Raw genomic sequence first — 21,286 nt, forward strand, 5'->3', positions numbered from 1 at the left:
GAGCCTCGGAACTAGGATCGGAGACGATGAACATCGTGCCCTTCGCGACTGATCCGGCCACCCAGGTGGCGACCTGGTGGACGGACGCCCTCCGCGTCCTCGGCATCCTCGGCGGCAAGGCTCTCGGCTGCCTGATCGTGATCGCCGTCTGCGTGCTGATCGCGTTCGTGCTCCGTCTCGTGATCCGCCGCGTGGTGCGCCGGATCGTCGCCGGCGCGAAGTCGAAAGCGAAGGTCGACGACACCCAGGCGCTCGAGCGCTCGCCGCTCGCCGACATGCGCCTGGTGCAGCGCACCAGGACCCTGGGCTCGATCCTGCAGAACATCGTCAACGTGACGCTCGTCATCGTCGCGCTCGTGCTGTGCGTGAACATCGTCGAACCGACGCTGCTCGGATCCCTGACCCTGCTCACCGCGGCCATCGGCGCGGGGCTCGGCTTCGGCGCGCAGAACATCGTCAAGGACGTGCTGAACGGGATGTTCATCGTCGCGGAGGATCAGGTGGGCATCGGCGACGTGGTCGAGCTGCGTCTCGCGAGCGGCGGGGCGACCGGCGTCGTCGAGTACGTGAGCGTGCGCGTGACGCAGGTGCGCGACGTGAACGGCACGCTCTGGTACGTGCGCAACGGCGAGATCACGCATCTCGGCAACATGTCGCAGGGCTGGGCGCGCGCGATCGTCGACCTCGGCGTGCCCGCCGACGCCGACCTCTCCGCCGTCGAGGATGCTGTGCTCGCCACCGCGCAGGGGCTGGCGAAGGACCCGAAGTGGCGCACGCGCATCATCGAGAAGCCCGAGCTCTGGGGGTTGGAGTCCATCACCGGCGACGCGCTGGTGGTGCGGATCGTCATCAAGACGCGCGCGAACACGATGGACGACGTCGCACGCGAACTCCGGGTGCGGCTGCGCGACACCATGCTCGGCATGGACCTCACCGTCCCGAGCATGCAATCCGTGCAGCTCACGGGTCCGGAAGGCGCGCGACGCGTGCGCGGGGCGAACCCGCCACGCACCCGGCCCAATCCTGTGACCGGGATCCCCGTCGTCGCGGAACGCGGCTTCTGGCGGCGCAAGAAGGCCGACGGCGATCAGGCACCTCCGGTCACGCCCCCGCCGCGCACCAAGCCGGGCCCCGGAGAGGACAACCGATGAGCATCGCCGACGGCGCCGCCACGACGTTCTACGACCAGGTGGGGGGACACGAGACCTTCCAGCGCCTCGTCGACGCCTTCTACCGCGAGGTCGCCCAGGATCCCGTGCTGAAGCCGATGTACCCCGAAGAAGACCTGGGTCCTGCCGCCGAGCGGCTCCGGATGTTCCTGGAGCAGTACTGGGGCGGGCCGACGACCTACGGCGAACGCCGCGGACACCCCCGGCTGCGCATGCGGCACATCCCCTTCCACGTCGATCCCGACGCCCGCGACCGCTGGCTGCGCTGCATGCGGATCGCGGTCGACGAGGCGCAGCTGGCACCGATCCACGAGGCGACGCTCTGGGACTACCTCGAACGCGCCGCACATGCGATGGTGAACACGTTCGAACCGTCCGGGGTCGGCCCGGACGCCGGCGGGCGCCCCACGCTCTAGCAGCGACCGCACCCAGCGAGAGATCGACGGAGACCTCATGACGGCGAAGACCAGCACCCACTCCACCGACGTCCTGGTGATCGGCTGGGGGCTGTCCGGCCTGGTCGCGGCCGCCGAGGCGATCGCGGCGGGCAGACGGGTGATCATCGTCGACCAGGAACCGCGCACCAACCTCGGCGGGCAGGCGTGGTGGTCCTTCGGCGGACTCTTCCTCGTCGACTCCCCCGAACAGCGCCGGATGGGCATCAAGGACTCGTACGAGCTGGCCCGGCAGGACTGGCTCGGCAACGCCGGCTTCGACCGCGAGGAGGACGCCTGGCCACGCCGCTGGGCCGAGGCCCATCTGCAGTTCGCCGCCGGCGAGAAGCGCTCGTGGCTGCGCGAGCGCGGCGTGGGCTTCTTCCCGATCGTGGGCTGGGCCGAACGCGGCGGGTACGGCGCGCTCGGACCGGGCAACTCGGTGCCGCGGTTCCACATCACCTGGGGCACCGGGCCGGGCATCGTGGCGCCCTTCCAGGCCGCGGTGGAACAGGCCGAGAAGACCGGACGACTCACCGTGCTCCCCCGGCACCGGGTGAGCTCGCTCACCATGCAGGACGGCACCGTCACGGGTGCCCAGGGAGAGATCCTCGCGTCCTCCGCCGCCGCCCGCGGCGTCGAGAGCGGCCGGGAGCCGATCGGCGCGTTCCAGATCACGGCCGCGGCGACAGTCGTCTCCTCCGGCGGCATCGGCGGCAACCACGACCTCGTCCGTGCCGCGTGGCCCGAGCGCCTCGGAGCCCCGCCCGCCGAGATGCTCACCGGCGTCCCCGCCTACGTCGACGGATCCATGCAGTCGGTCGCCGCCACGGCCGGCGCCCGACTCATCAACGGCGACCGGATGTGGCACTACGTCGAGGGCATCCGCAACTGGGATCCGGTCTGGCCGGGTCACGGCATCCGGATCCTGCCCGGTCCGTCCTCGCTCTGGCTGGACGCGACCGGTCGGCGCCTTCCCGTGCCGCTCTACCCCGGCTTCGACACGCTGGGCACGCTCGCGCACCTGCGCGCCACCGGACACGACCACTCCTGGTTCGTCACGACCCGGCAGATCGTGGAGAAGGAGTTCGCCCTGTCCGGGAGCGAGCAGAATCCCGATCTCACCGGCAAGGACGTGCCGCTGCTGGTGCGCTCACGGCTCGCGAAGGGCCCCACGGATCCGGTGCAGGCGTTCCTCGATCAGGGCGAGGACTTCATCGTCGAGGCGGATCTCGGCCGACTCATCGCACGGATGCAGACGCTGCCCGGAGGCGAGGCGCTGGATCCGGATCGGGTCCGGGAGGAGGTCGTCGCCCGCGACCGCGAGCTGGACAACGACTTCACGAAGGACGCGCAGATCGCGATGCTGCGCTCCGCCCGCGCCTACCGCGGCGACCGGCTGATCCGCACGGCGACGCCGCACCGCCTGCAGGATCCGTCCGCAGGTCCGATGGTCGCCGTGCGGCTGCGGGTGATCACCCGTAAGTCTCTGGGCGGCATGGAGACGGATCTGGACGGGCGGGCGCTGTCTGCCGGGGGCGAGGTCATCCCCGGGCTGTACGCGGCCGGCGAGGCGAGCGGATTCGGCGGCGGCGGCGTGCACGGCTACCGGGCGCTGGAGGGCACATTCCTCGGCGGCTGCCTGTTCTCCGGGCGCCAGGCAGGTCGCGCGGCCGCGCAGGCCGGCTGAGCGCAGGCCGGCTGAGCGCAGGTTCCTGCGGGGTCGAGGTCGGTACGCCTAGGCCGACGCACCGGTCGAGCGCACGGCTGTGAGCCCCACCGCGGCGGGGCCGCGGCTGAGCACGTGCCCACGGGCGAACGCGAGACGCGTCCACCGTCCGGATGCCGTCACCGACACCTTCTCAGCGCCCGAGATGAACCCGAACGCGTGCGCCGCGAAAGCGATCCCCCGAGGCAACCCGCCGAGGTCCTCGTCCGGCTCGCCCCAGATCGCGGCGCGCAGGGCCCGCACCGCGTCCTCCCCCGCACCTGCCGGCGCACCGTGCGCGACGGCCGAGATCCCCCACTGCGCCCGCTGCGCGATGACGTCGGCGCTCAGCACGCCGGCGGGGTGCCAGCCGCCGCGCGGCGGGGCCACGCCCGCCCATGCCGGGCTGCGGCCGGTGTCCGGCAGCGCCAGCGCGCTCGGGTCCTCGGTCGCGGTGAGCTGGTCGACCACGATGTCACAGCGCAGCTCGGGGTCGGCCCGCACGATGCGCATCGCGAGGATGGTCGGAGTTGCATCGAACAGGCTCTGCGGCGCCAGGGCCGCCGCGGTCATCGCCAGGATCCCGCCCTCGGCCTGCAGGCGCACGCCGTCATCGGAGGCCTGTGCGGCGCGGGAGACGAACGTGAGCGCGTCGCGCGCGGTGTCGGCGTCGGCGAGGATCAGCGGGGTGGGCACGCCATCTAAACTAGCAACCGGCGACGCCTCCCCACGGCGCGCGCAGTGCCAGCGAGAGGATCCCATGAGCTCGGATGAGGACGCCCGCCGGTCCGTCGAGATGCTACTGGGGATCCTCGATCTCGACGCGTCCGAGGCACGCACCACCGAGGACATCTTCACCGGGGCCTCGCATCCGATGCCGACGGGGCGGATCTACGGCGGCCAGGTGCTCGGACAGTCCCTCGTCGCCGCGGAGCGCACGCTGCCCGCCGGACGCGTCGCGCACTCCATGCACGGGTACTTCCTGCGCGCGGGCGACGCCACCGAGGGGCTGACGTTCGCCGTGGACCGGATCCACGAAGGCCGCTCGTTCTCCACCCGACGCTGCCAGGCCTACCAGAACGGCGTGCCGATCTTCTCGATGATCGCGTCGTTCCAGGACGACAATCCCGGCATCGACCACGCCGTGGCGATGCCGGAGGGCATCCCGGGGCCCGAAGGACTGCCGACGGATGAGGAGCTGTCCGAGGGGATGCATCCGCTGGCCCGTCAGCTGCTGACCGATCGCCCCGTCGACATGCGGCACGTGGAAAGGCCGCTCTTCCTCGAGGCGGGTGTCGAGAAGGCCGCGCAGCAGGCGGTCTGGATGCGCATGCGCGCCCCTTTTCCCGACGATCCCGCGCTGCACCGCGCGGCGCTCGCCTACCTCAGCGACATGTCGATCCAGGAGTCGATCCTGCGCGCGCACGGGCTCAGCTGGCAGACGCCGGGCCTCAAGGTCGCGAGCCTCGATCACGCCATGTGGTGGCACCGCCCCGGCCGCGTCGACGACTGGCTGCTCTACGTGCAGGAGTCCCCGAACGCCCGCGGCGGGCGGGGTCTCGCCAGCGGGCGGATCTACGACCGGGAGGGGACGCTGATCGCGAGCGTCGCCCAGGAGATCACGATCCGGGTGCCCGAGGCCTGACCAGCTTCGCCGGGTCAGCGCCCGGTGCCGGCCTCGCTCAGCGGTGCGCGTAGACGATCGACGGGCCCGTGTACGGCTCCCAGGCGGCGCGCATCTCCGGACTGATCCGGATCGGACGCCCCGTCCGCGCGTCGACGAGCACGATGACCGCCGTCGAGCGCGCGTACAGGATCCGCTCCTCGATCGCGGGGTCGTTGAGAACCTCGTAGCAGACCTCGACGCTGGATCCGCCGAGCTTGCCGAACCACATCTGCACCTCGAGCGGATGCCGCTGATACGGCACCGGAGCGAGGTATTCGATCTCCTGCCGGGCGACGAGCGTGAGGGCGCCCGCGTCGATCCCGGAGTCGAGCACGGCCGTGCTGGGTCCGTGCTCCCCCTCACCGGGACGCCAGAACGCCCTCACCCGCGCCTCCTCGAGCAGCTTCAGCATCGAGGTGTTGTTGACGTGGTTGAACGCGTCCAGGTCGCCCCAGCGCAGGTGGATCGGGATGTGCAGGCGCTCCCCGGCGCCGGCCGCCGAGGTGTCCCCCGGGGCCGACGCGATGGCGGCGTCCTCAGTCACGCGTGAGCCTGCGGTGCGTGGAGCGGTGCGGGTTCGCTGCGTCGGCGCCGAGACGCTCGATCTTGTTCGCCTCGTAGGCCTCGAAGTTGCCCTCGAACCAGTACCACTGGTCGGGGTTCTCGTCGGTGCCCTCGTAGGCGAGGATGTGCGTCGCGATGCGATCCAGGAACCACCGATCGTGGGTGATCACCACCGCGCAGCCGGGGAATTCGAGCAGCGCGTTCTCGAGGGAGCCGAGGGTCTCCACGTCGAGGTCGTTGGTCGGCTCGTCGAGCAGCAGCAGGTTGCCGCCCTCCTTCAGCGTCAGCGCGAGGTTCAGGCGGTTGCGCTCACCGCCGGAGAGGATTCCGGCCTTCTTCTGCTGGTCGGGACCCTTGAAGCCGAACTTGGAGACATAGGCGCGGGAGGGGATCTCGACCTTGCCGACCATCATGATGTCGAGTCCGTCGGAGACGACCTCCCATAGCGTCTTGTCCGGGTCGATGTTCGCCCGGGACTGGTCGACATAGCTGATCTTGACCGTCTCGCCGACCTTGAGGTCGCCGCCGTCCAGCGGCTCAAGCCCCACGATCGTCTTGAACAGCGTGGTCTTGCCGACGCCGTTCGGACCGATCACGCCAACGATGCCGTTCGGCGGCAGGCTGAAGCTGAGTCCGTCGATGAGCGACCGCCCGTCGAAGCCCTTCTGCAGCTTCTTGGCCTCGATCACGATGCTGCCGAGGCGGGGACCTGCCGGAATCTGGATCTCCTCGAAGTCGAGCTTCCTGGTGCGCTCGGCCTCCGTCGCCATCTCCTCGTAGCGGGCCAGACGCGCCTTCGACTTGGTCTGGCGGCCCTTGGCGCTCGAGCGCACCCACTCCAGCTCGTCCTTGAGACGCTTGGCGAGCTTGGCGTCCTTCTTGCCCTGGATGTCGAGGCGCTCAGCCTTCTTCTCCAGGTAGGTCGAGTAGTTGCCCTCGTAGCCGATGAGCCGGCCGCGGTCGACTTCGGCGATCCATTCGGCCATGTTGTCGAGGAAGTACCGGTCGTGGGTGATCGCGATCACGGCGCCCTTGTAGGCCTGCAGGTGCTTCTCCAGCCACAGCACGCTCTCCGCGTCGAGGTGGTTGGTGGGCTCGTCCAAGAGCAGCAGATCGGGCTTCTGCAGCAGCAGCTTCGCCAGCGCCACGCGGCGCTTCTCGCCACCCGAGAGGTTCTGCACGCTGGCGTCGCCGGGAGGGGTCCGCAAGGCGTCCATCGCCTGCTCCAGCTGGGAGTCGAGGTCCCAGCCGTCTGCCGCGTCGATCTCCTCCTGCAGCACGCCCATCTCGGCCAGCAGCGCGTCGAAGTCGGCGTCCGGGTCGGCCATCAGCGCCGAGATCTCGTTGAAGCGGTCGAGCTTGGCCTTGATGGCCACGCCCTCCTCGATGTTCTCCAGCACGGTCTTGGACTCGTCCAGTTCCGGTTCCTGCATGAGGATGCCCACGCTGAATCCGGGGCTGAGCTTGGCCTCGCCGTTGGAGGGCGTGTCGAGGCCCGCCATGATCTTCAGGATCGTCGACTTTCCGGCGCCGTTCGGGCCGACCATGCCGATCTTCGCGCCGGGCAGGAAGGCCATCGTGACGTCATCGAGGATCAGCTTCTCGCCGACCGCCTTTCGGGCGCGGACCATGGAGTAGATGTATTCGGCCACGGGGGCGCTCCTTCTGTCGTGCAGGCGACGGTTGCGAAAGCAGTGGGTCGTCCTCGGCCTCGGGCCGCAGGATCGACTCTTCAGCCTACCTGCGCCCGCTACCCGCCGACGGGCGGGGTGTCGCCGATCAGGCACCGACCGCCGGCAAGCTGCGGCAGCACCGCCGTGACGGGATCACCCGTGGACGGCCCGACCTGCCCGACGAGGCACTCGGTCGCCCCCCAGCGCACCGAGAACTGGAAGCTCTCCGCCGGATTTCCGACCGTCGTGGTGTCGGCCGTCATCTGCATGTCGGCCCGCGCAAAGCCCCCGGCGCTCAGGGCGTCGATGTACGCGCGATCGGATCCGCGAGCGTCGGACGCCCAGACCCGGGCGACGATCGTCGTGAAGTACGGCAGGTTGTCCTTCGCGGATCCGGCCGGATTCAGGGCGGGCGCGGCCGTCTCCGGCGTGGCGCCCGGCCCGGCCGACGTGGATGCCGACGCAGCCGCGGCGGGGCCGGTGCTCGCCTGCGATGGGCCGACGGTGCACCCGCTCAGCACGAGCGCCGCGGAGCCGAGGGCGAGAGCCGCCAGCAGACGAGAACCGAGCAGGCGCGCGCCGTGAGAACGCCGCTTTCCCGTCCTCATTCCGCGCACCCCCCGAGTCTAGGGGCCGTGTGCCCAGGTCAGTACGGCGTCTCCGCCTCACTCGCCAGCGCCCAGCCGTCCGGGGCCGGCTGATCCGCTGCCCCCACGGGAACGGACTCGGATCCGGTCGGCTCCTGCGCCGTCGAGGCCCCGAATGACGACGGCTCCGGCACGGCCTGCCGCGACACCCGCTGGAAGGTGCTGCGGCCCCAGCGGAGATCCGCTCCGATGCTCTCAGCCTCGATCTCCACCGCCATGCCGCGCTTGCCTTCTTTGGACTCCCACTCCCGCAGCTTCAGCCGGCCGGTGACGATGACGCTGTCGCCCTTGCTCAGCGACGCCAGCGCGTTCTCGGCGAGCCATCGGTACGCGTGCACCGTGAACCAGTTGGTACCCGCATCGATCCAGCCTCCGGTCTTCGGGTCGGGCCGCCGGTTGTTCGACGCCAGCCGGAAGGTCAGCGTCTCGATGCCGGTCGGCGTACGTCCGGACTCGGGCGAAGACGCGATGTTCCCCACGACGGTGATGTTGTCGGCCATGATCTGCTCCTCTGCATTCGTCGGAGCCTGCGACGGCTCCGTTCCTGCTGAGAGCGTGGCGCAGTCGGCGGTGCCACGGAGCTCGTCTGCCGCACTCGGTGCAGAACGCCTCGGCGCACGAGATTGTGCGGGATCAATGCACGAACAGCAGCAGCACGGCCACGGCGATGAAGAGCGCGCCGAACACCAGGTTGAGGTTGCGCTGTCCGCTCCGGCTCGCGGTGAGGCGTCGGAACGTGCGGGCGGTGGCCGCGAACACGAACCACATGACGATGACGTCGATGACGATCACCGTCGAGATCAGCAGCAGATACTGCGGCCACGGATCCAGGTCGAGCCGGATGAACTGCGGCACGAACGCGAGGAAGAAGACGATCGCCTTCGGGTTCAGCAGATTCACCCAGAACCCGCGTCGCAGCATCGGCCAGCGCCCCTCCGCCGGGCGCAGGTCGTCGCCCTCCGTCACGGCGACGGGCACGCGGGCCACGATCAGCCGCACCCCGAGGAAGACGAGGTAGGCCGCACCGAGGTAGCGGATCGTCTCGAACAGCCACGGCACCCGGGCGACCAGCAGCCCGACACCTGCCGCGACGATCGCCACGTGCACGACGAGCGCCAGCTGCTGTCCGACGATCCCCCAGATCGAACGCCGCCATCCCTCGTTGAGCGAATTCGTCATCGTGTTGATGGCACCGGCGCCCGGCGTGAGGCTGATCACGAGGCACGCGACGACGAGGGAGAGCCAGACGGTCGCAGTCACCAGCACAGTGTAGGGACTTCGCGCGGCAGCTCGCAGCCGAATGTCGGTGGTCGTCCGTATGTTCGAAGGCAGAAGGAGGAACCATGACCATCCACATCTCCCCTGCACCCACGATCCGGTGGGCGGCGCCCGTGCTGCGCAGCCCTGCGGAGACCCTCCAGCCCGCCGGCGAGCGCCTCTGGCGAGTGGTCGACACCCGCGGCGCGATCCGCGGGCATCTGCGCGTCATGCCGCACGATCTGGGTCTGCGCTATCGCGCGGAGCGGCTGCATCTCGCATCCGGTGCGTTCCGGATCGTCGGCGAATTCTGGAGCCCCGACGACGCCGTCGCGGCACTCCGGCTGTGAGACGCCCGAGCTTCCGGTCCCGACACGACCCTTTCTTGGCGAATCCTTAGCCGTCTCGCGGGAACATGGACCTGGCGCGCCGCGGGACGTGGCGACGCCGCCTCCGGTGCCGCCACTGCGAGGAAGGCGACGGATGAGGATCCACTGATATGACCGAACTTCGACGCACGCGCGGCCGCGCGCTCACCGGCATCGACCACCAGACCCGGCGCCCGCTGATCGCCGTGATCGTCGCGGTGGTCGGCGCGATCGCCGTGGTCGTGCTCGGTTTCCTGATGAGATCCGGTCAGGCGGATCAGGGCGCCGTCGTCGCGCTCAACAAGCTGCACACCGGCGTGTGGGGCGCGTTCTCCAGCGCGGTCTACCGCGCGATCGAGCCGGTTCCCGCGGTCGCGATCACGCTGGTGATCGCCGCGATCGTCTGGGCCGTCTCGAAGTCGCTGCGCACGGCGATCCTGTTCGGGCTGACCGTCGCGCTCACCTGGCTACCGGTCGCCGCCGTGAAGATCCTGGTGGATCGCCCGCGCCCCGACGCGGCGCTGCTCAGCCATCCGTTCTCCCCCCTGCAGACCGACGGCTCGTTCCCCAGCGGCCACACGGCCTATGTCGTGGCGCTGGCGTTCGGCTTCTGGTTCCTGCTCCGCGACACCCGGTACGCATGGACGCCGATCGTGTTCGGCGTGATCGTCACCGCCGCCGTCGGACTGGCCGTGGTGAGTGATGGTCTGCACTTCCCGACCGATGTGCTGGGTTCCATCCTCTGGGCTCTGACCACAGCCGCCGCGGTGCGCTGGGTGATCGTGGATCTGGTCGCGGCGCGCGTCGCGCCGAAGCGCGCACGGCGCTGACGCTCGAAAGTGCCCCCGGCAGGATTCGAACCTGCGACCGGCGGATTAGAAGGCCGCTGCTCTTCCTCTGAGCTACGGAGGCGCACTGCGTCCAAGGATATCGCCCGCGGCGTGTCGGCACCCGTCATTAGGATGGCCCCATGGTTTCTTCGTCCGAGAACGATCGACTGGTGTGGATCGACTGCGAGATGACGGGGCTCGACCTCGGCGTCGATGAACTCGTCGAGATCGCGGTCGTGATCACCGATTTCGAACTGCGCCCCCTGGATCCCGGTTTCCAGGTGGTGATCCGTGCCAGCGATGCCGCACTCGCGCAGATGAACGACTTCGTCACGAACATGCACCGGACCTCCGGGCTGTACGAGGAGATCCCCGGAGGCGTGTCGTTGGAAGAGGCGCAGCAGCAGACGCTCGCCTACATCCGCCGATTCGTGCCGCAGGAGCGCAAGGCGCCGCTCGCCGGGAACACGATCGGAACCGACCGCATGTTCCTCGCGAAATACATGCCGGAGGTCGACAAGTATCTGCACTACCGCAACGTTGACGTCTCCAGCATCAAGGAGCTGTCGCGACGGTGGTACCCGCGCGTGTTCTTCCACGCACCGGGCAAAGACGGCGGGCATCGCGCCCTCGCGGACATCCTGGAATCGATCCGCGAACTCTGGTATTACCGTCGCGCGGTGTTCGTCGCGGAGCCCGGCCCGAGCAGCGAGGACGCGCAGTCGATCACCGACGCCGTCGTGTCGGAGTTCGCTCCCAACGTGTAATACACTTGTCAGGTTGCCCGCTCCGGTGGGCACATGGTGGGTATAGCTCAGTTGGTAGAGCGCTGGCTTGTGGTGCCGGATGTCGCGGGTTCGAGTCCCGTTACTCACCCCACCCCGAACGGGGCCCGGATCCTGAGATCCTGGCCCCGTTCCTCATTCCGCCGGGCGACCGCCGCCGCCGGATAGCATCGAGTCATGGCTTCCTTCGTGCGCACCGCGACCGATGCCGATCTCACCGTTCTCGCGCGCATCGAGGACGCGGCGGCTTCCGACCGTGCGGCGCAGGGCGGTTTCTTCCTTGTCGTCGCGGAGGATGAGGACACCGCGCCCGTGGGCTTCGTGCGCGTGCTCGAGGAGGAGGAGGGCGTCGCGCATGTGGAGCAGTTGTCCGTGCTTCCCGGGCACGCGGGTCGCGGACATGGGCGAGCGCTCGTCGACGCCGCGCTCGATGAGGCCACCGCACGGGGACTCCGTCTGCGCATTCCCACCGACCTGCCGATCGGGATGGCGATGGGCGCGGAGACGTTCGAGGAGCTCGTCTCGGACGAACTCGATCGGCTGCCGGACGACATGGTCGAAGGCCTCGAGAATCTCGTCTTCGTCGTCGAGGACCGCCCGGAGGACGGCTCGCTCGATCTGCTCGGCCTCTACGACGGCCTGGCGATCACCGAGCGCGGGAACTACGGCATGGGCGAACTGCCGGACCGGATCATCGTGTATCGCGAGCCGCATCTGGCGCAGTGCGATGACGAGCAGGAGCTGCGCGACGAGGTGCACACCACGCTCGTGCACGAGATCGCGCACTACTACGGACTCGACGATGCGCAGCTGCACGAGCTGGGCTGGGCGTGAGTGCCGCCGTGCTCGGCGCCCCGCTGCTCGCACCGGACGTCGACGAGCAGCTCGACCTGCAGGCAGCGCCCGCGGTGCCCTGGGAGCTCGTGGTCTGGGACGATCCGGTCAACCTGATGAGCTACGTGGTGCGGGTGTTCCGCACCTACTTCGGATACCCGAGGGACCGCGCCACGCGGCTCATGATGGCCGTGCACAACGAGGGCCACGCGGTCGTGGCGACCGGTCCGCGCGAGACCATGGAGGTGCACGCGCAGGCGATGCACGACTACGGGCTGTGGGCGACCGTGCGCCGGGCCGGCGAGTGAGAGCGCGCAGATGACGACCGGATCCGCGATTCCGATGCCGCTCGCCCTGATCGAGGTGCGGCAGCTCGTCGCCCTGATCGATCAGTTCCTCGAGCTGCTGCAGGACTCGGAGATCGGTCAGGACAGTGCTCTGGATCGTCTGACGCCGTCGGCGTATCCTGCGGATCCCGAAGCCTCCGCCGAGTTCGCGGAGGCGACCGCGGCGGACCTCCTCGATCGGCGCGCGGCCGACGCCCGGGTCATGCGCGCCGGCCTGCAGCCGTTCCTGGAAGGGCACGAGAACGAGCGACGGGACCTGCTGGTGCCCGCGTCCGAGATCGACGCCTGGATGCGCACGCTGACCGCGCTGCGGCTGATCCTCGCGACGCGGCTCGGTGTCGTGCGGGGAGACGAGCACGAGCCGGAGGATCCGCGCTTCGGCGTGTACGACTGGCTGGGGTATCGGCTCGACCTGCTCATCGAGACCGCCGACGCGCTGGACGGGCCGTAGGCACGACGGGCCGCTGTCCCGGCGAGGACGGCTACGGCACCGTCACGATCAGCGTCGCGAGCTCGATCGGCTTGTCTCGCCGGAGGTGACGCACCTCCTGCGCCGCCCACCGATCCCAGTGCGGCCGGAACAGTTCGCCGTCACGGTCCAGGGCCCGGCGCTTGCGACTCGGCTCCGGTGACTCCATCCACACCCGGACGTCGGCGATCCGCGCACCGCGAGGTGTGAGCACCCCGCAGCCCTCCAGGATCACCCCGCGGGACGGGTCCACGGCGTGGTTCTCGGCGTATTTCCCCGCCACCCAGTCGTAGCGCTGCCAGGTGCCGACCAGGTCGCGCCCGTGCGGACGCAGGATCTGGTCATAGGCGCGTTCGACGCCGTCATCCATGCCATCCCAGCCGGGATAGATCTCATCGAGCGCGATCAGCTGCGGCGCGGCCCGCAACGGCCATCGTTCGGCGAGCAGACGCGCGAGAGTGGACTTTCCGGCTCCGCTGCGACCGTCGATCAGGACGACCGGGTTCGATGCCTGCACGGCGCGGACAGCCGCCGCGACCCGCACGACCGCCTCTTCGAGCGCTCGCGCGAGCGGGTCATCACTTCTTGAGGGCACGGATGATGCGAGCGAGGGCGCGACCGGCGACCCAGACAAACGGGACGGCCACGGCCAGCAGCGAGACCAGGTTCGGCTCGAACCGGAGACCCTCCTCGCGGCGCACGTACACACCGAGCGGGATCGCGATTCCGCCGCCACCACCGCCCTCGCCCTCCGTGGCGCCCTCGGCTCCCCCGGATCCTCCGCCGAAACCGGAGAAGGTGAGGGCGACAGGCGTGAACTGCGCGCCGTCGACCTCCTGGGTCTCGCCGTAGGCGCTCTTGACACCGAAGGACGCGGAGTTCTTGCCCAGCTCGAGTGCGATGTGCGGCATGACTCCACGGTAGTCCACGTCGAGAGCCCCGGCCACCGAGCCGGGAGGAACTATCCCTCCAGCCCGTGCGCCTTCGGATGCGGTGCCGAACCCCGTCCGCGATCGGCGCCGAGATGGCGCGCGCGCGTGATCATTCCCGAGCCGAACCTCTCCTGGGCACTGTCGAGGGCGCCTTCCACCCGTCGCCAGTCGGCGTCGTCGTCCCACAGGCCGAGTGCTCCCCCGGCATCGGAGAGCCGTTCCGCGCGCACGCCCACCAGCCGCACCGGGTCCTTGCGGTCGATCCCGTCGAACAGGGTGCGGGCGACGTCTCCGATGCGCTGGCCGACCGAGGTCGGCTCCGGAAGGGTCTGCGAGCGGCTGACCGTGGTGAAGTCGGCGAAGCGGATCTTGATCGCGACAGTCATCGTCTCCCAGCCGGCCCGCCGGAGCCTGCCGGCCACGCGATCGGCGAGGCGCAGGATCTCGGAGCGCAGCGCCTCGGGATCGGAGATGTCGACGTCGAAGGTCTCCTCGTGCCCGACGCTCTTCTCCACCCTGCTGGTGTCGACACCGCGAGGATCCCGTCCCTCCGCGAGTTCGCGGAGCCGTACGGCGAGCGCGGGTCCGACGGCGCGTTCGAGGGCGGAGGCGGGAGTCGCCCGGATGTCGCGGATGAGCCGGATCCCGCGGGACTCCAGGGATTCGGCGGTCTTCGGCCCGACCCCCCACATCGCGCGCACCGGCTTGGCGGCGAGGAAGTCGAGCGTGTCCGCCTCGGCGACGATGAGCAGTCCGTCGGGCTTGGCCATGGTCGATGCCATCTTCGCGACGTGCTTGGTCGCGGCGATTCCGACGCTGCAGGTGATCCCGACCTCCCGCTGCACGCGCTCGCGGATCATCGCGCCGATCCGCCCCGGACTCCCCCACAGCCGGCGCACCCCGCGCACGTCGAGGAACGCCTCGTCGATCGAGAGCGGCTCGACGAGCGGCGTGACCTGCTCGAAGATCTCCATCACCTGCCGGGAGACGTCGCGGTACTTCGTGAAGTCCGGGGGCACGATGCGCGCGGTCGGGCACAGGCGGAGCGCCTGCGACACCGGCATCGCCGAGCGCACGCCGTAGCGTCGCGCCTCGTAGGACGCGCTGGAAACCACGGAGCGACCGTCCGGCGCGCCGATGATCAGCGGCAGCCCGCGCAGCGACGGATCGTGCAGCACCTCGACGGCCGCGTAGAACGCATCCATGTCGACGTGCAGGATCCCTGCGCCGCTGTCGTCGGCGCCATCGGCTGAGACGATCCGCCCCGATCCGTCGCCTCGTCCCATGCCTCCATTCTCGCGGAGGCCGCCGACATCGGATCCGGCGAATCCTGACCGGTCGGTCAATCAAGGGCGTAAAATCGGAGGCGACCCCCGATGCGGGAGCCTTCTGAGTGCAAGGAGGATGAGTTCGATGAAGAAGTGGACACGCTGGCAGGACTGGGTGGCCGTCGCCGCCGGTCTGGTCGCGGCCGTGGCGGGCATCATGATGACGCCCGGCATGGGCATGTCGATGATGATGATGATCGTGCTGGGCGTCCTGATGATCGCTGCCGGGGCGTGGAGCCTGGCAGCTCCCGGTCTCGTGTCGATGGAGTGGATCCTCGCCGCGATCGGCGCGCTGCTGTTCATCTCCCCGTGGATCGGCTCCTACGCCGGGGACGCGGGCCCCGCCTGGACCTCGTGGATCTGCGGAGCCGTCTGCGCGGTCGCGGGGCTCTGGGCGCTCGCGCCCGCCGAGAAGGCGCACCGTGCCTCGCACGGCGGCCCGACGGCGGCACATGCCTGATCAGCCCGATCGCAACGATGCGGGACGGTGGGCCACCACCGCCCCGCATCCCTCTGCGGAGGCGCGATGACCGAGAACACGGATCAGGCCCGCACGCGCACGCGGATCCTGGACGCGGCAGAGACCCTCTTCGCCCGTCTCGGCTTCGACGGCACCTCCACCGCGCGGATCGCGCACGCCGCCGCCGTGCCGAAGGGGCTGCTGTTCTACTACTTCCCCGCCAAGCCCGACATCCTGACGGCGCTGATCGACGAGCGGCTGGGAACAGATTCGCTCGATCCCGGGGCGCTCAGCGTACGCGGAGACCCGGTGCAGACCCTGATGAACGTGAGCGAACGGGTCCTCCGGGACCGGGCGACGTCGGGTGTGCTGCGCGAGATCATCTGGCACGAGTCGCACGTGCGCCCCGAAGCGGCCGCAGCCCTGTCGAGATACCGGCGGGCGCTGCACGACGCGGTGGAACGCACGCTGACCGCGTGCCTTCCTGCCGGCACGGATCGCAACGCGGTGCGGGCCGCCGCCGACGCGTGGTCGGCGACGATCACCGCACGCCCGCTCGCGCCCGGTGCGAATGAGCCCGCAGACGAACGCAGCATCCTGCACGAACCCGCGAGCCTGCGCGCGATCGCCCGGCTGCTGGGTGCAGGCCTGCAAGTGGCCGCACTCAGGGGCGCGACGCGCTGAGCGTCGCACCCCTGAGCGAGCGCGGTGTCACTGGGCGGCGCGCTCCAGGATGAGTTCGCGCACGCGGGCCGCGTCGGCCTGCCCCTTCATGGCCTTCATCACGGCGCCGATCACGGCGCCGGCGGCCTGCACCTTGCCGTCCTTGATCTTCGCCATCACGTCGGGCTGTGCCGCGAGTGCCTCGTCGATCGCCGCGATGAGCGCACCGTCGTCCGAGACGACCGCGAGACCGCGCGCGTCGACCACCTGCTGCGGCGTGCCCTCCCCCGCGATGACGCCTTCGAGCACCTGGCGGGCCAGCTTGTCGGTGAGTGTTCCGGCGTCGACGAGCAGCTGCAGGGCTGCGACGTTCTGCGGGCTGATCAGCTCGGCGGGCTCGCGCTCCTCGGCGTTCGCGATACGGCTGATCTCGCTCATCCACCACTTGCGCGCGGCGACCGGCGTCGCGCCCGCGGCGATGGTCGCCTCGACCTCGTCGAGCAGACCGGCGTTCACGACGCCCTGGAACTCGATGTCGGCGAAGCCCCAGTCGGACTTGAGCCGGCGACGACGCGCGACCGGCTGCTCGGGCAGCGCCGCACGCAGCTCCTCGACGAGCTCACGGGGCGGTCGCACGGGCAGCAGGTCGGGCTCCGGGAAGTAGCGGTAGTCGTCGGCATCCGACTTCGGACGACCCGGAGACGTGCTGCCGGTGTCCTCGTGCCAGTGCCGGGTCTCCTGCGTGATCGTGCCGCCGTCGGCGAGGATCGCGGCCTGGCGCTGGATCTCGTAGCGCACGGCGCGCTCGACCGAACGCATCGAGTTCACGTTCTTCGTCTCCGTGCGCGTGCCGAGCGGGGCGACGGACGCGCCATCCGCGGCGCGCGGACGCAGCGACACGTTCGCATCGCAGCGCAGGTTTCCGCGCTCCAGGCGCGCCTCCGAGATGCCGAGTCCGCGCACGATGTCACGGATCGTGGCGACGTACGCCTTCGCGATCTCCGGGGCCCGATGCTCTGCGCCGAAGATCGTCTTGGTGACGATCTCGACGAGTGGGACGCCGGCGCGGTTGTAGTCGACGAGCGAGTACTCCGCCCCCTGGATGCGTCCGGTGGCGCCGCCCATGTGCGTGAGCTTGCCCGCGTCCTCCTCCATGTGCGCGCGCTCGATCGGGATCGTCACGAGCGTGCCGTCCTCGAGTTCGACCTCGACGGATCCCTCGTACGCGATCGGCTCGTCGTACTGCGAGATCTGGTAGTTCTTGCCGAGATCGGGGTAGAAGTAGTTCTTCCGCGCGAACCGGCAGGACTCGGCGATCGAGCAGCCGAGCGCGAGGCCCAGGCTGATCGAGGAGCGGATCGCCGTCGCGTTCACGACGGGGAGCGATCCGGGAAGGCCCAGATCCACCGGGGCGATCAGCGTGTTCGGCGCGGCGTCGTGATGCTTCTCGTTCGCTGGGTTCGGCGCATCCGAGAACATCTTGGTCTCGGTGTTCAGCTCGACGTGCACCTCGAAGCCGAGCACCGGCTCGAACAGCTCGAGCGCCTTGTCATAGTCCATGAGCTTCACGGCGGACATCAGCGGGTTCCTCCCAGCAGCGGTGCGCGGTCGAGCAGCGGCCCGCCCCACGCGTCGACGAGCAGCGCCTCGAGTGCGGCGCCGACCCGGTACAGGCGGGCGTCCTCCCGGGCGGGGGCGAGGAACTGGATGCCCACGGGCAGTCCGTCCTCCGCTGCCAGCCCCGACGGGATCGAGATCCCCGGGACGCCGGCGAGGTTCGCCGGGATCGTGGTCAGGTCGTTCAGGTACATCTGCAGGGGATCGTCGATCTTCTCGCCGAGCTTGAACGCCGTCGTGGGTGCGGTCGGGGTCGCGATCACGTCGACCTGGGCGAACGCCGCGTCGAAGTCCTGCTGGATGAGCGTGCGGACCTTCTGCGCGCTGCCGTAGTAGGCGTCGTAGTAGCCGGCCGAGAGGGCGTAGGTGCCGAGGATGATGCGGCGTTTGACCTCGGGGCCGAAGCCGACCTCGCGGGTGAGCGACATGACGTCCTCGACCGTGCCACCGCCGTCGGGCGTGACGCGCAGACCGAACCGCACCGAGTCGAATTTGGCCAGGTTGCTCGAGGCCTCGGCGGGCAGGATCAGGTAGTAGGCGGCGACGCCGTATTCGAAGTGCGGGGCCGAGATCTCCACGAGCTCCGCCCCCTGCTCCTGCATCCGGGCGAGCGCGGCGTGGAACGAATCCGCCACCCCGGCCTGGAAGCCCGAATCGGGCAGTTCGCGGATCACGCCGACCTTGAGGCCCTTCAGCACCTGCCCGGTCGCGCCCTCGCGTGCCGCGGCGGCGAACGACGGCCAGGCGTCGGTGAGCGACGTGGAGTCCTTGGGGTCGTGTCCGCCGATCAGGTCGTGCAGCAGGCCCGCATCGAGCACCGTACGGGCGACCGGGCCGACCTGGTCCAGGCTCGAGGCCAGGGCGATCGCGCCGTACCGGCTCACCCCGCCGTAGGTGGGCTTGATGCCGACGGTGCCGGTGACGTGCGCGGGCTGGCGGATGGATCCGCCGGTGTCGGAGCCGAGCGCGAGCGGCGCCTCGAAGGCGGCGACGGCGGCCGCCGAGCCCCCGCCGGATCCGCCCGGGATCCGGTCCAGGTCCCACGGGTTGTGGGTCGGGCCGTAGGCGGAGTGCTCCGTGGAGGAACCCATCGCGAACTCGTCCATGTTGGTCTTGCCGATGCCGATGAGGCCCGCGGCGCGAGAGCGGCCGACGACGGTCGCGTCGAACGGCGAACGGTAGCCCTCGAGGATCCTCGAGCCGCTCGTGGACGGCTGGTCCGTGGTGACGAGCACGTCCTTGATCGCGAGCGGCACCCCGGCGAGATCGCCGAGGCTCTCGCCGGCCGCGCGGCGGCGGTCGATGTCGGCTGCGGCGTCGAGGGCGTGCTCGTTCACGTGCAGGAAGGCGTGCACTTCGCCGTCGACGGACGCGATCCGGTCGAGGTGGGCCTGCGTCGCCTCGACGCTCGACACCTCGCCGCTCGCGAGCTTGGCGCCGAGTTCGGCGGCGGTCCAGCGGATGATCTCGCTCACTGCTCCTCCCCCAGGATCGCGGTGACGCGGAAGCGGTCACCATCGGCGTCCGGCGCGTTCTGCAGCGCCTGCGCGGTGGTCAGCGTCTGCCCTGGAACGTCTTCCCGGAACACGTTGTGCAGCGGGATCGGGTGGCTGGTGGGCGCGACGGACGGCGTCGCAACCTCGGACACCTTCGCGATGTTGTCGACGATGGCGTCGAGCTGACCGGTCAGCTGCGTCACCTCGTCATCGGAGAGCTGGATGCGCGCGAGCACGCCGAGATGGCGCACGAGATCAGGGGTGATTTCAGACACCCGCCCAGTCTAGCCAGCGGGCGCGCATCGCCCGTCCGGGCCGGGACGAGCTGGTCCGCTCAGCCCTGGAACACCAGGATCAGCGAGGTGTCGCCGCACCGCGCCGCTCTCGTCTCCCCCACCGCCGCCGAGGCGGATCCCTGCTCCTGCAGCGCGGTGAGCGCGAGCTGCACATCGTCACCGCGCAACAGCGTCCCCGTCACCCGGTGCGAGTCGTTCGACGCGACCACGCGCCTGGAGTGGTTCACCACCGTGCAGGTCCCGGGGACATCCCGCAGGAGCGGCAGGATGGTGCGCTCCAACCGCGAGACATGCACGTCGATGCCGACCACGCCGACCATGCGCCCGTCATGCGCGACCGGCGCGGTGACCGTGATGGTGTAGTCGTCGGTGCACAGGTAGTCGACGTAGGGCCCCGTGACATGGCGCTGCCCGGTGCGCTCCGGCACCTTCCACCACTCCAGTTCCCGGTAGTCCCGGAACTGGTCCGAGTCCGGATCATCCACGGTGTCGAGGCGACGCACGCCGCCGCGGTCGCCGCGGTCCAGTCCGGAGATCTCGCGCAGCCACCAGGCCAGATGCCACGGCGCGTCGGCGAGGACGCCGGGGGTCGCGACGAATCCGGCACCGGTCATGAGGCCGCCGGGCTCCTCGAGCGCGGGCAGGGCGAGCGCCGCCATGAACGGGTCCAGCACCGCGGCGGACGCGGCCCGTCCGTGTGCGGCGAAGCGTCCGAACTGCTCCTGGACTGCGCTGCGCCAGCTGTCCACCCGGGCGAAGACGGGCGCGAACGTGCCCTCGATGCGTTCAGCGATGCGTTCAGCGATGCGTTCATCATGCTCGGCCACGGTGCCGTTCATCTCGCGCTCCTCATGTCGGTCAGGGCAGCGACGGCACGGTCTGCACCGCCGATTCCGCCGCCACCTCCAGTCGTGTCTTCTCGTCCAGCAACCACTCCACGCCGTCGGCGATGCGGAGCACCGCGATACGGCGCGCCGCCGCGATGTCGGCGTCCCGGATCGCGTCGATCTCTGCGCGACGCGCCTCGGCGCTGCGGATCCGCTGATCCTCTGCACGCATCCCCATCCAGATCAGCGAGCCGATCTCGGCCTGCAGCCGCAGCTCCTCGCGCACCAGCCGCGGCGACTGGCTGAGCGCCGCGACCTCGAGCTGGAAGCGGGCGACCGCCCGGCGCGCCCCGCCCTCGGTCGACAGGTCGGCCTGATCCTCGAGCTCGCGCAGTCCCTGCACGTCTTCTTCACCCGCACGGTCGGCAGCGAGCTCGGCGGCCATGCCCGCGATCGCGGAGTAGTGCGTGGATGCGTCGCGCAGCTCCACGCTGCTGATCGAGCGGATGCGCTCGTTCGTGAACCGCAGCGCGGTCTCGGGATCGAAGGTGACGAAGCTTCCGCCGTCACGCCCCCGGCGGGTCTGGATCAGCCCGGCATCGCGCAGCGCCTCCAGCGCCTCCCGCGCGGTGACCACGGCGACGCCGAGACGGCGCCCGAGCTGGGACTCGCTGGGCAGCCGCTCCCCGTCGTGCAGCACGCCGGAGGTGATCGCATCCTGCAGTCGGCGCTCCACCAGCTCGGCCCGGCCGAGGTCGGAAAGCGGCGCGAACACGGCCGAACGCGCGGGGTCCGCGCCTGCCGTCACCTGCGCCACGTCGCGCTCCTCTCGAGTCGTGACATGACGGTAGCACGCAACGCTTGACAAATTCCTCTGTTCCCATATGATTCCAAACATCTACTAACAGAGGATTAG

Annotated in this window: 26 protein-coding genes and 2 tRNA genes; 13 read left to right on the plus strand and 15 right to left on the minus strand. The window is 70.0% G+C overall.

Features of this window, described 5'->3' with window-relative positions:
• Positions 1 to 26: 26 nt before the first annotated feature.
• From ABD882_RS06825 to ABD882_RS06835, 3 genes are read left to right on the plus strand one after another with little or no spacing between them, the layout of a single operon-like run.
• The gene (locus tag ABD882_RS06825) at positions 27 to 1,151 is read left to right on the plus strand and encodes a mechanosensitive ion channel family protein (RefSeq protein WP_345185516.1); all 1,125 of its coding nucleotides are present in this window, start codon (positions 27 to 29) and stop codon (positions 1,149 to 1,151) included.
• Positions 1,148 to 1,585 (plus strand): globin, encoded by a 438-nt coding sequence (locus tag ABD882_RS06830; protein ID WP_345185518.1) that lies wholly within the window; start codon positions 1,148 to 1,150, stop codon positions 1,583 to 1,585. The genes ABD882_RS06825 and ABD882_RS06830 overlap by 4 nt, the downstream gene beginning before the upstream one ends.
• Before the next feature lie 37 nt (positions 1,586 to 1,622).
• Entirely contained in the window at positions 1,623 to 3,293 is a 1,671-nt protein-coding gene (locus ABD882_RS06835) for an FAD-binding dehydrogenase (protein ID WP_345185519.1), read from the plus strand.
• 48 nt (positions 3,294 to 3,341) lie between these two features.
• Here ABD882_RS06835 and ABD882_RS06840 read toward each other — a convergent pair whose 3' ends face one another.
• Complete coding sequence (locus ABD882_RS06840) at positions 3,342 to 4,007, minus strand: DUF8185 domain-containing protein (protein ID WP_345185521.1); 666 nt, start codon at positions 4,005 to 4,007, stop codon at positions 3,342 to 3,344.
• Positions 4,008 to 4,071: 64 nt separating this feature from the next.
• Here ABD882_RS06840 and ABD882_RS06845 point away from each other — a divergent pair, with 64 nt between their 5' ends.
• Positions 4,072 to 4,956, plus strand: a complete 885-nt coding sequence (locus ABD882_RS06845) for an acyl-CoA thioesterase (protein WP_345185524.1) — start codon at positions 4,072 to 4,074, stop codon at positions 4,954 to 4,956.
• 37 nt (positions 4,957 to 4,993) lie between these two features.
• Here ABD882_RS06845 and ABD882_RS06850 read toward each other — a convergent pair whose 3' ends face one another.
• The 5 genes from ABD882_RS06850 to ABD882_RS06870 all read right to left on the minus strand — a co-directional run bounded on the left by ABD882_RS06850 (position 4,994) and on the right by ABD882_RS06870 (position 9,121).
• Entirely contained in the window at positions 4,994 to 5,521 is a 528-nt protein-coding gene (locus tag ABD882_RS06850; RefSeq protein ID WP_425563337.1) for an acyl-CoA thioesterase, read from the minus strand.
• Complete coding sequence (ettA, locus tag ABD882_RS06855; RefSeq protein WP_345185526.1) at positions 5,514 to 7,193, minus strand: energy-dependent translational throttle protein EttA; 1,680 nt, start codon at positions 7,191 to 7,193, stop codon at positions 5,514 to 5,516. The genes ABD882_RS06850 and ettA overlap by 8 nt, the downstream gene beginning before the upstream one ends.
• A gap of 98 nt (positions 7,194 to 7,291) precedes the next feature.
• Entirely contained in the window at positions 7,292 to 7,822 is a 531-nt protein-coding gene (locus ABD882_RS06860) for a DUF6993 domain-containing protein (RefSeq protein WP_345185862.1), read from the minus strand.
• 38 nt (positions 7,823 to 7,860) lie between these two features.
• Positions 7,861 to 8,361, minus strand: a complete 501-nt coding sequence (locus tag ABD882_RS06865) for a single-stranded DNA-binding protein (protein ID WP_345185527.1) — start codon at positions 8,359 to 8,361, stop codon at positions 7,861 to 7,863.
• Between the two features lie 133 nt (positions 8,362 to 8,494).
• Positions 8,495 to 9,121 carry a LysE family transporter gene (locus ABD882_RS06870; protein WP_345185530.1) on the minus strand — a complete coding sequence of 209 codons (627 nt, stop codon included), beginning with the start codon at positions 9,119 to 9,121 and terminating at the stop codon, positions 8,495 to 8,497.
• A gap of 83 nt (positions 9,122 to 9,204) precedes the next feature.
• Between ABD882_RS06870 and ABD882_RS06875 the strand changes: the two genes are divergently transcribed.
• Both ABD882_RS06875 and ABD882_RS06880 read left to right on the plus strand, forming a co-directional pair.
• Positions 9,205 to 9,468 carry a hypothetical protein gene (locus ABD882_RS06875; protein WP_345185532.1) on the plus strand — a complete coding sequence of 88 codons (264 nt, stop codon included), beginning with the start codon at positions 9,205 to 9,207 and terminating at the stop codon, positions 9,466 to 9,468.
• Positions 9,469 to 9,617: 149 nt separating this feature from the next.
• The gene (locus ABD882_RS06880; RefSeq protein ID WP_345185533.1) at positions 9,618 to 10,316 is read left to right on the plus strand and encodes a phosphatase PAP2 family protein; all 699 of its coding nucleotides are present in this window, start codon (positions 9,618 to 9,620) and stop codon (positions 10,314 to 10,316) included.
• Positions 10,317 to 10,326: 10 nt separating this feature from the next.
• Here ABD882_RS06880 and ABD882_RS06885 read toward each other — a convergent pair.
• Positions 10,327 to 10,398, minus strand: a tRNA-Arg gene (locus ABD882_RS06885).
• Between the two features lie 58 nt (positions 10,399 to 10,456).
• Here ABD882_RS06885 and orn point away from each other — a divergent pair.
• The 5 genes from orn to ABD882_RS06915 all read left to right on the plus strand — a co-directional run bounded on the left by orn (position 10,457) and on the right by ABD882_RS06915 (position 12,733).
• Complete coding sequence (orn, locus tag ABD882_RS06890; RefSeq protein ID WP_345185534.1) at positions 10,457 to 11,083, plus strand: oligoribonuclease; 627 nt, start codon at positions 10,457 to 10,459, stop codon at positions 11,081 to 11,083.
• A gap of 36 nt (positions 11,084 to 11,119) precedes the next feature.
• A tRNA-His gene (locus ABD882_RS06895) sits at positions 11,120 to 11,195 on the plus strand.
• Positions 11,196 to 11,278: 83 nt separating this feature from the next.
• Entirely contained in the window at positions 11,279 to 11,935 is a 657-nt protein-coding gene (locus tag ABD882_RS19095) for a GNAT family N-acetyltransferase (RefSeq protein ID WP_425563338.1), read from the plus strand.
• Positions 11,926 to 12,243: an ATP-dependent Clp protease adapter ClpS gene (clpS, locus tag ABD882_RS06910; protein ID WP_425563341.1), complete on the plus strand. Its 318-nt coding sequence runs from the start codon at positions 11,926 to 11,928 to the stop codon at positions 12,241 to 12,243. Before ABD882_RS19095 ends, clpS begins: the two co-directional genes overlap by 10 nt.
• 10 nt (positions 12,244 to 12,253) lie before the next feature.
• Positions 12,254 to 12,733, plus strand: coding sequence for a DUF2017 family protein (locus ABD882_RS06915; protein ID WP_345185535.1), 480 nt, complete (start codon positions 12,254 to 12,256; stop codon positions 12,731 to 12,733).
• A 31-nt stretch (positions 12,734 to 12,764) separates the two neighbouring features.
• Here ABD882_RS06915 and ABD882_RS06920 read toward each other — a convergent pair whose 3' ends face one another.
• Genes ABD882_RS06920 through dinB form a run of 3 tightly spaced genes read right to left on the minus strand, consistent with a single transcriptional unit; the run spans position 12,765 to position 14,969 of the window.
• The gene (locus tag ABD882_RS06920; protein ID WP_345185536.1) at positions 12,765 to 13,346 is read right to left on the minus strand and encodes a nucleoside/nucleotide kinase family protein; all 582 of its coding nucleotides are present in this window, start codon (positions 13,344 to 13,346) and stop codon (positions 12,765 to 12,767) included.
• A complete protein-coding gene (locus ABD882_RS06925) occupies positions 13,330 to 13,662 on the minus strand; it encodes a hypothetical protein (RefSeq protein ID WP_345185538.1) in 333 nt (110 codons plus the stop codon). Before ABD882_RS06925 ends, ABD882_RS06920 begins: the two co-directional genes overlap by 17 nt.
• Before the next feature lie 50 nt (positions 13,663 to 13,712).
• Positions 13,713 to 14,969: a DNA polymerase IV gene (gene dinB, locus ABD882_RS06930; RefSeq protein WP_345185539.1), complete on the minus strand. Its 1,257-nt coding sequence runs from the start codon at positions 14,967 to 14,969 to the stop codon at positions 13,713 to 13,715.
• A 127-nt stretch (positions 14,970 to 15,096) separates the two neighbouring features.
• On the opposite strand from dinB, the gene ABD882_RS06935 reads away from it, so the two are divergent.
• Both ABD882_RS06935 and ABD882_RS06940 read left to right on the plus strand, forming a co-directional pair.
• Positions 15,097 to 15,471, plus strand: a complete 375-nt coding sequence (locus ABD882_RS06935; RefSeq protein ID WP_345185540.1) for an SPW repeat protein — start codon at positions 15,097 to 15,099, stop codon at positions 15,469 to 15,471.
• A gap of 66 nt (positions 15,472 to 15,537) precedes the next feature.
• Entirely contained in the window at positions 15,538 to 16,155 is a 618-nt protein-coding gene (locus ABD882_RS06940) for a TetR/AcrR family transcriptional regulator (protein WP_345185541.1), read from the plus strand.
• A gap of 27 nt (positions 16,156 to 16,182) precedes the next feature.
• Here ABD882_RS06940 and gatB read toward each other — a convergent pair whose 3' ends face one another.
• The 5 genes from gatB to ABD882_RS06965 are packed head-to-tail and all read right to left on the minus strand — an operon-like array spanning position 16,183 to position 21,187.
• Positions 16,183 to 17,712 (minus strand): Asp-tRNA(Asn)/Glu-tRNA(Gln) amidotransferase subunit GatB, encoded by a 1,530-nt coding sequence (gatB, locus tag ABD882_RS06945; protein WP_345185542.1) that lies wholly within the window; start codon positions 17,710 to 17,712, stop codon positions 16,183 to 16,185.
• The gene (gene gatA, locus ABD882_RS06950) at positions 17,712 to 19,226 is read right to left on the minus strand and encodes an Asp-tRNA(Asn)/Glu-tRNA(Gln) amidotransferase subunit GatA (protein ID WP_345185544.1); all 1,515 of its coding nucleotides are present in this window, start codon (positions 19,224 to 19,226) and stop codon (positions 17,712 to 17,714) included. The genes gatB and gatA overlap by 1 nt, the downstream gene beginning before the upstream one ends.
• A complete protein-coding gene (gene gatC / locus ABD882_RS06955; RefSeq protein ID WP_345185545.1) occupies positions 19,223 to 19,522 on the minus strand; it encodes an Asp-tRNA(Asn)/Glu-tRNA(Gln) amidotransferase subunit GatC in 300 nt (99 codons plus the stop codon). Before gatC ends, gatA begins: the two co-directional genes overlap by 4 nt.
• Before the next feature lie 59 nt (positions 19,523 to 19,581).
• Complete coding sequence (locus ABD882_RS06960; RefSeq protein ID WP_345185547.1) at positions 19,582 to 20,382, minus strand: cache domain-containing protein; 801 nt, start codon at positions 20,380 to 20,382, stop codon at positions 19,582 to 19,584.
• A gap of 19 nt (positions 20,383 to 20,401) precedes the next feature.
• On the minus strand, positions 20,402 to 21,187 hold the full coding sequence (locus ABD882_RS06965; RefSeq protein WP_345185548.1) for a FadR/GntR family transcriptional regulator: 786 nt from the start codon (positions 21,185 to 21,187) through the stop codon (positions 20,402 to 20,404).
• Positions 21,188 to 21,286 lie beyond the last annotated feature (99 nt).

Origin of the sequence: Microbacterium panaciterrae, from assembly GCF_039541635.1 — a bacterium.
GTDB lineage: Bacteria > Actinomycetota > Actinomycetes > Actinomycetales > Microbacteriaceae > Microbacterium > Microbacterium panaciterrae.

Bases quoted from the DNA above. Each gene is read 5' to 3' on its own strand.
- ABD882_RS06915 (WP_345185535.1), top strand. From the start codon at position 12,254: ATGACGACCGGATCCGCGATTCCGATGCCGCTCGCCCTGATCGAGGTG.
- ABD882_RS06825 (WP_345185516.1), top strand. From the start codon at position 27: ATGAACATCGTGCCCTTCGCGACTGATCCGGCCACCCAGGTGGCGACC.
- ABD882_RS06835 (WP_345185519.1), top strand. From the start codon at position 1,623: ATGACGGCGAAGACCAGCACCCACTCCACCGACGTCCTGGTGATCGGC.
- ABD882_RS06875 (WP_345185532.1), top strand. From the start codon at position 9,205: ATGACCATCCACATCTCCCCTGCACCCACGATCCGGTGGGCGGCGCCC.
- ABD882_RS19095 (WP_425563338.1), top strand. From the start codon at position 11,279: ATGGCTTCCTTCGTGCGCACCGCGACCGATGCCGATCTCACCGTTCTC.
- ABD882_RS06880 (WP_345185533.1), top strand. From the start codon at position 9,618: ATGACCGAACTTCGACGCACGCGCGGCCGCGCGCTCACCGGCATCGAC.
- ABD882_RS06935 (WP_345185540.1), top strand. From the start codon at position 15,097: ATGAAGAAGTGGACACGCTGGCAGGACTGGGTGGCCGTCGCCGCCGGT.
- dinB (WP_345185539.1), bottom strand. From the start codon at position 14,969: ATGGGACGAGGCGACGGATCGGGGCGGATCGTCTCAGCCGATGGCGCC.
- ABD882_RS06940 (WP_345185541.1), top strand. From the start codon at position 15,538: ATGACCGAGAACACGGATCAGGCCCGCACGCGCACGCGGATCCTGGAC.
- ABD882_RS06925 (WP_345185538.1), bottom strand. From the start codon at position 13,662: ATGCCGCACATCGCACTCGAGCTGGGCAAGAACTCCGCGTCCTTCGGT.
- ABD882_RS06845 (WP_345185524.1), top strand. From the start codon at position 4,072: ATGAGCTCGGATGAGGACGCCCGCCGGTCCGTCGAGATGCTACTGGGG.
- ABD882_RS06865 (WP_345185527.1), bottom strand. From the start codon at position 8,361: ATGGCCGACAACATCACCGTCGTGGGGAACATCGCGTCTTCGCCCGAG.
- ABD882_RS06960 (WP_345185547.1), bottom strand. From the start codon at position 20,382: ATGAACGGCACCGTGGCCGAGCATGATGAACGCATCGCTGAACGCATC.
- gatB (WP_345185542.1), bottom strand. From the start codon at position 17,712: ATGTCCGCCGTGAAGCTCATGGACTATGACAAGGCGCTCGAGCTGTTC.
- ABD882_RS06860 (WP_345185862.1), bottom strand. From the start codon at position 7,822: ATGAGGACGGGAAAGCGGCGTTCTCACGGCGCGCGCCTGCTCGGTTCT.
- ABD882_RS06830 (WP_345185518.1), top strand. From the start codon at position 1,148: ATGAGCATCGCCGACGGCGCCGCCACGACGTTCTACGACCAGGTGGGG.
- orn (WP_345185534.1), top strand. From the start codon at position 10,457: ATGGTTTCTTCGTCCGAGAACGATCGACTGGTGTGGATCGACTGCGAG.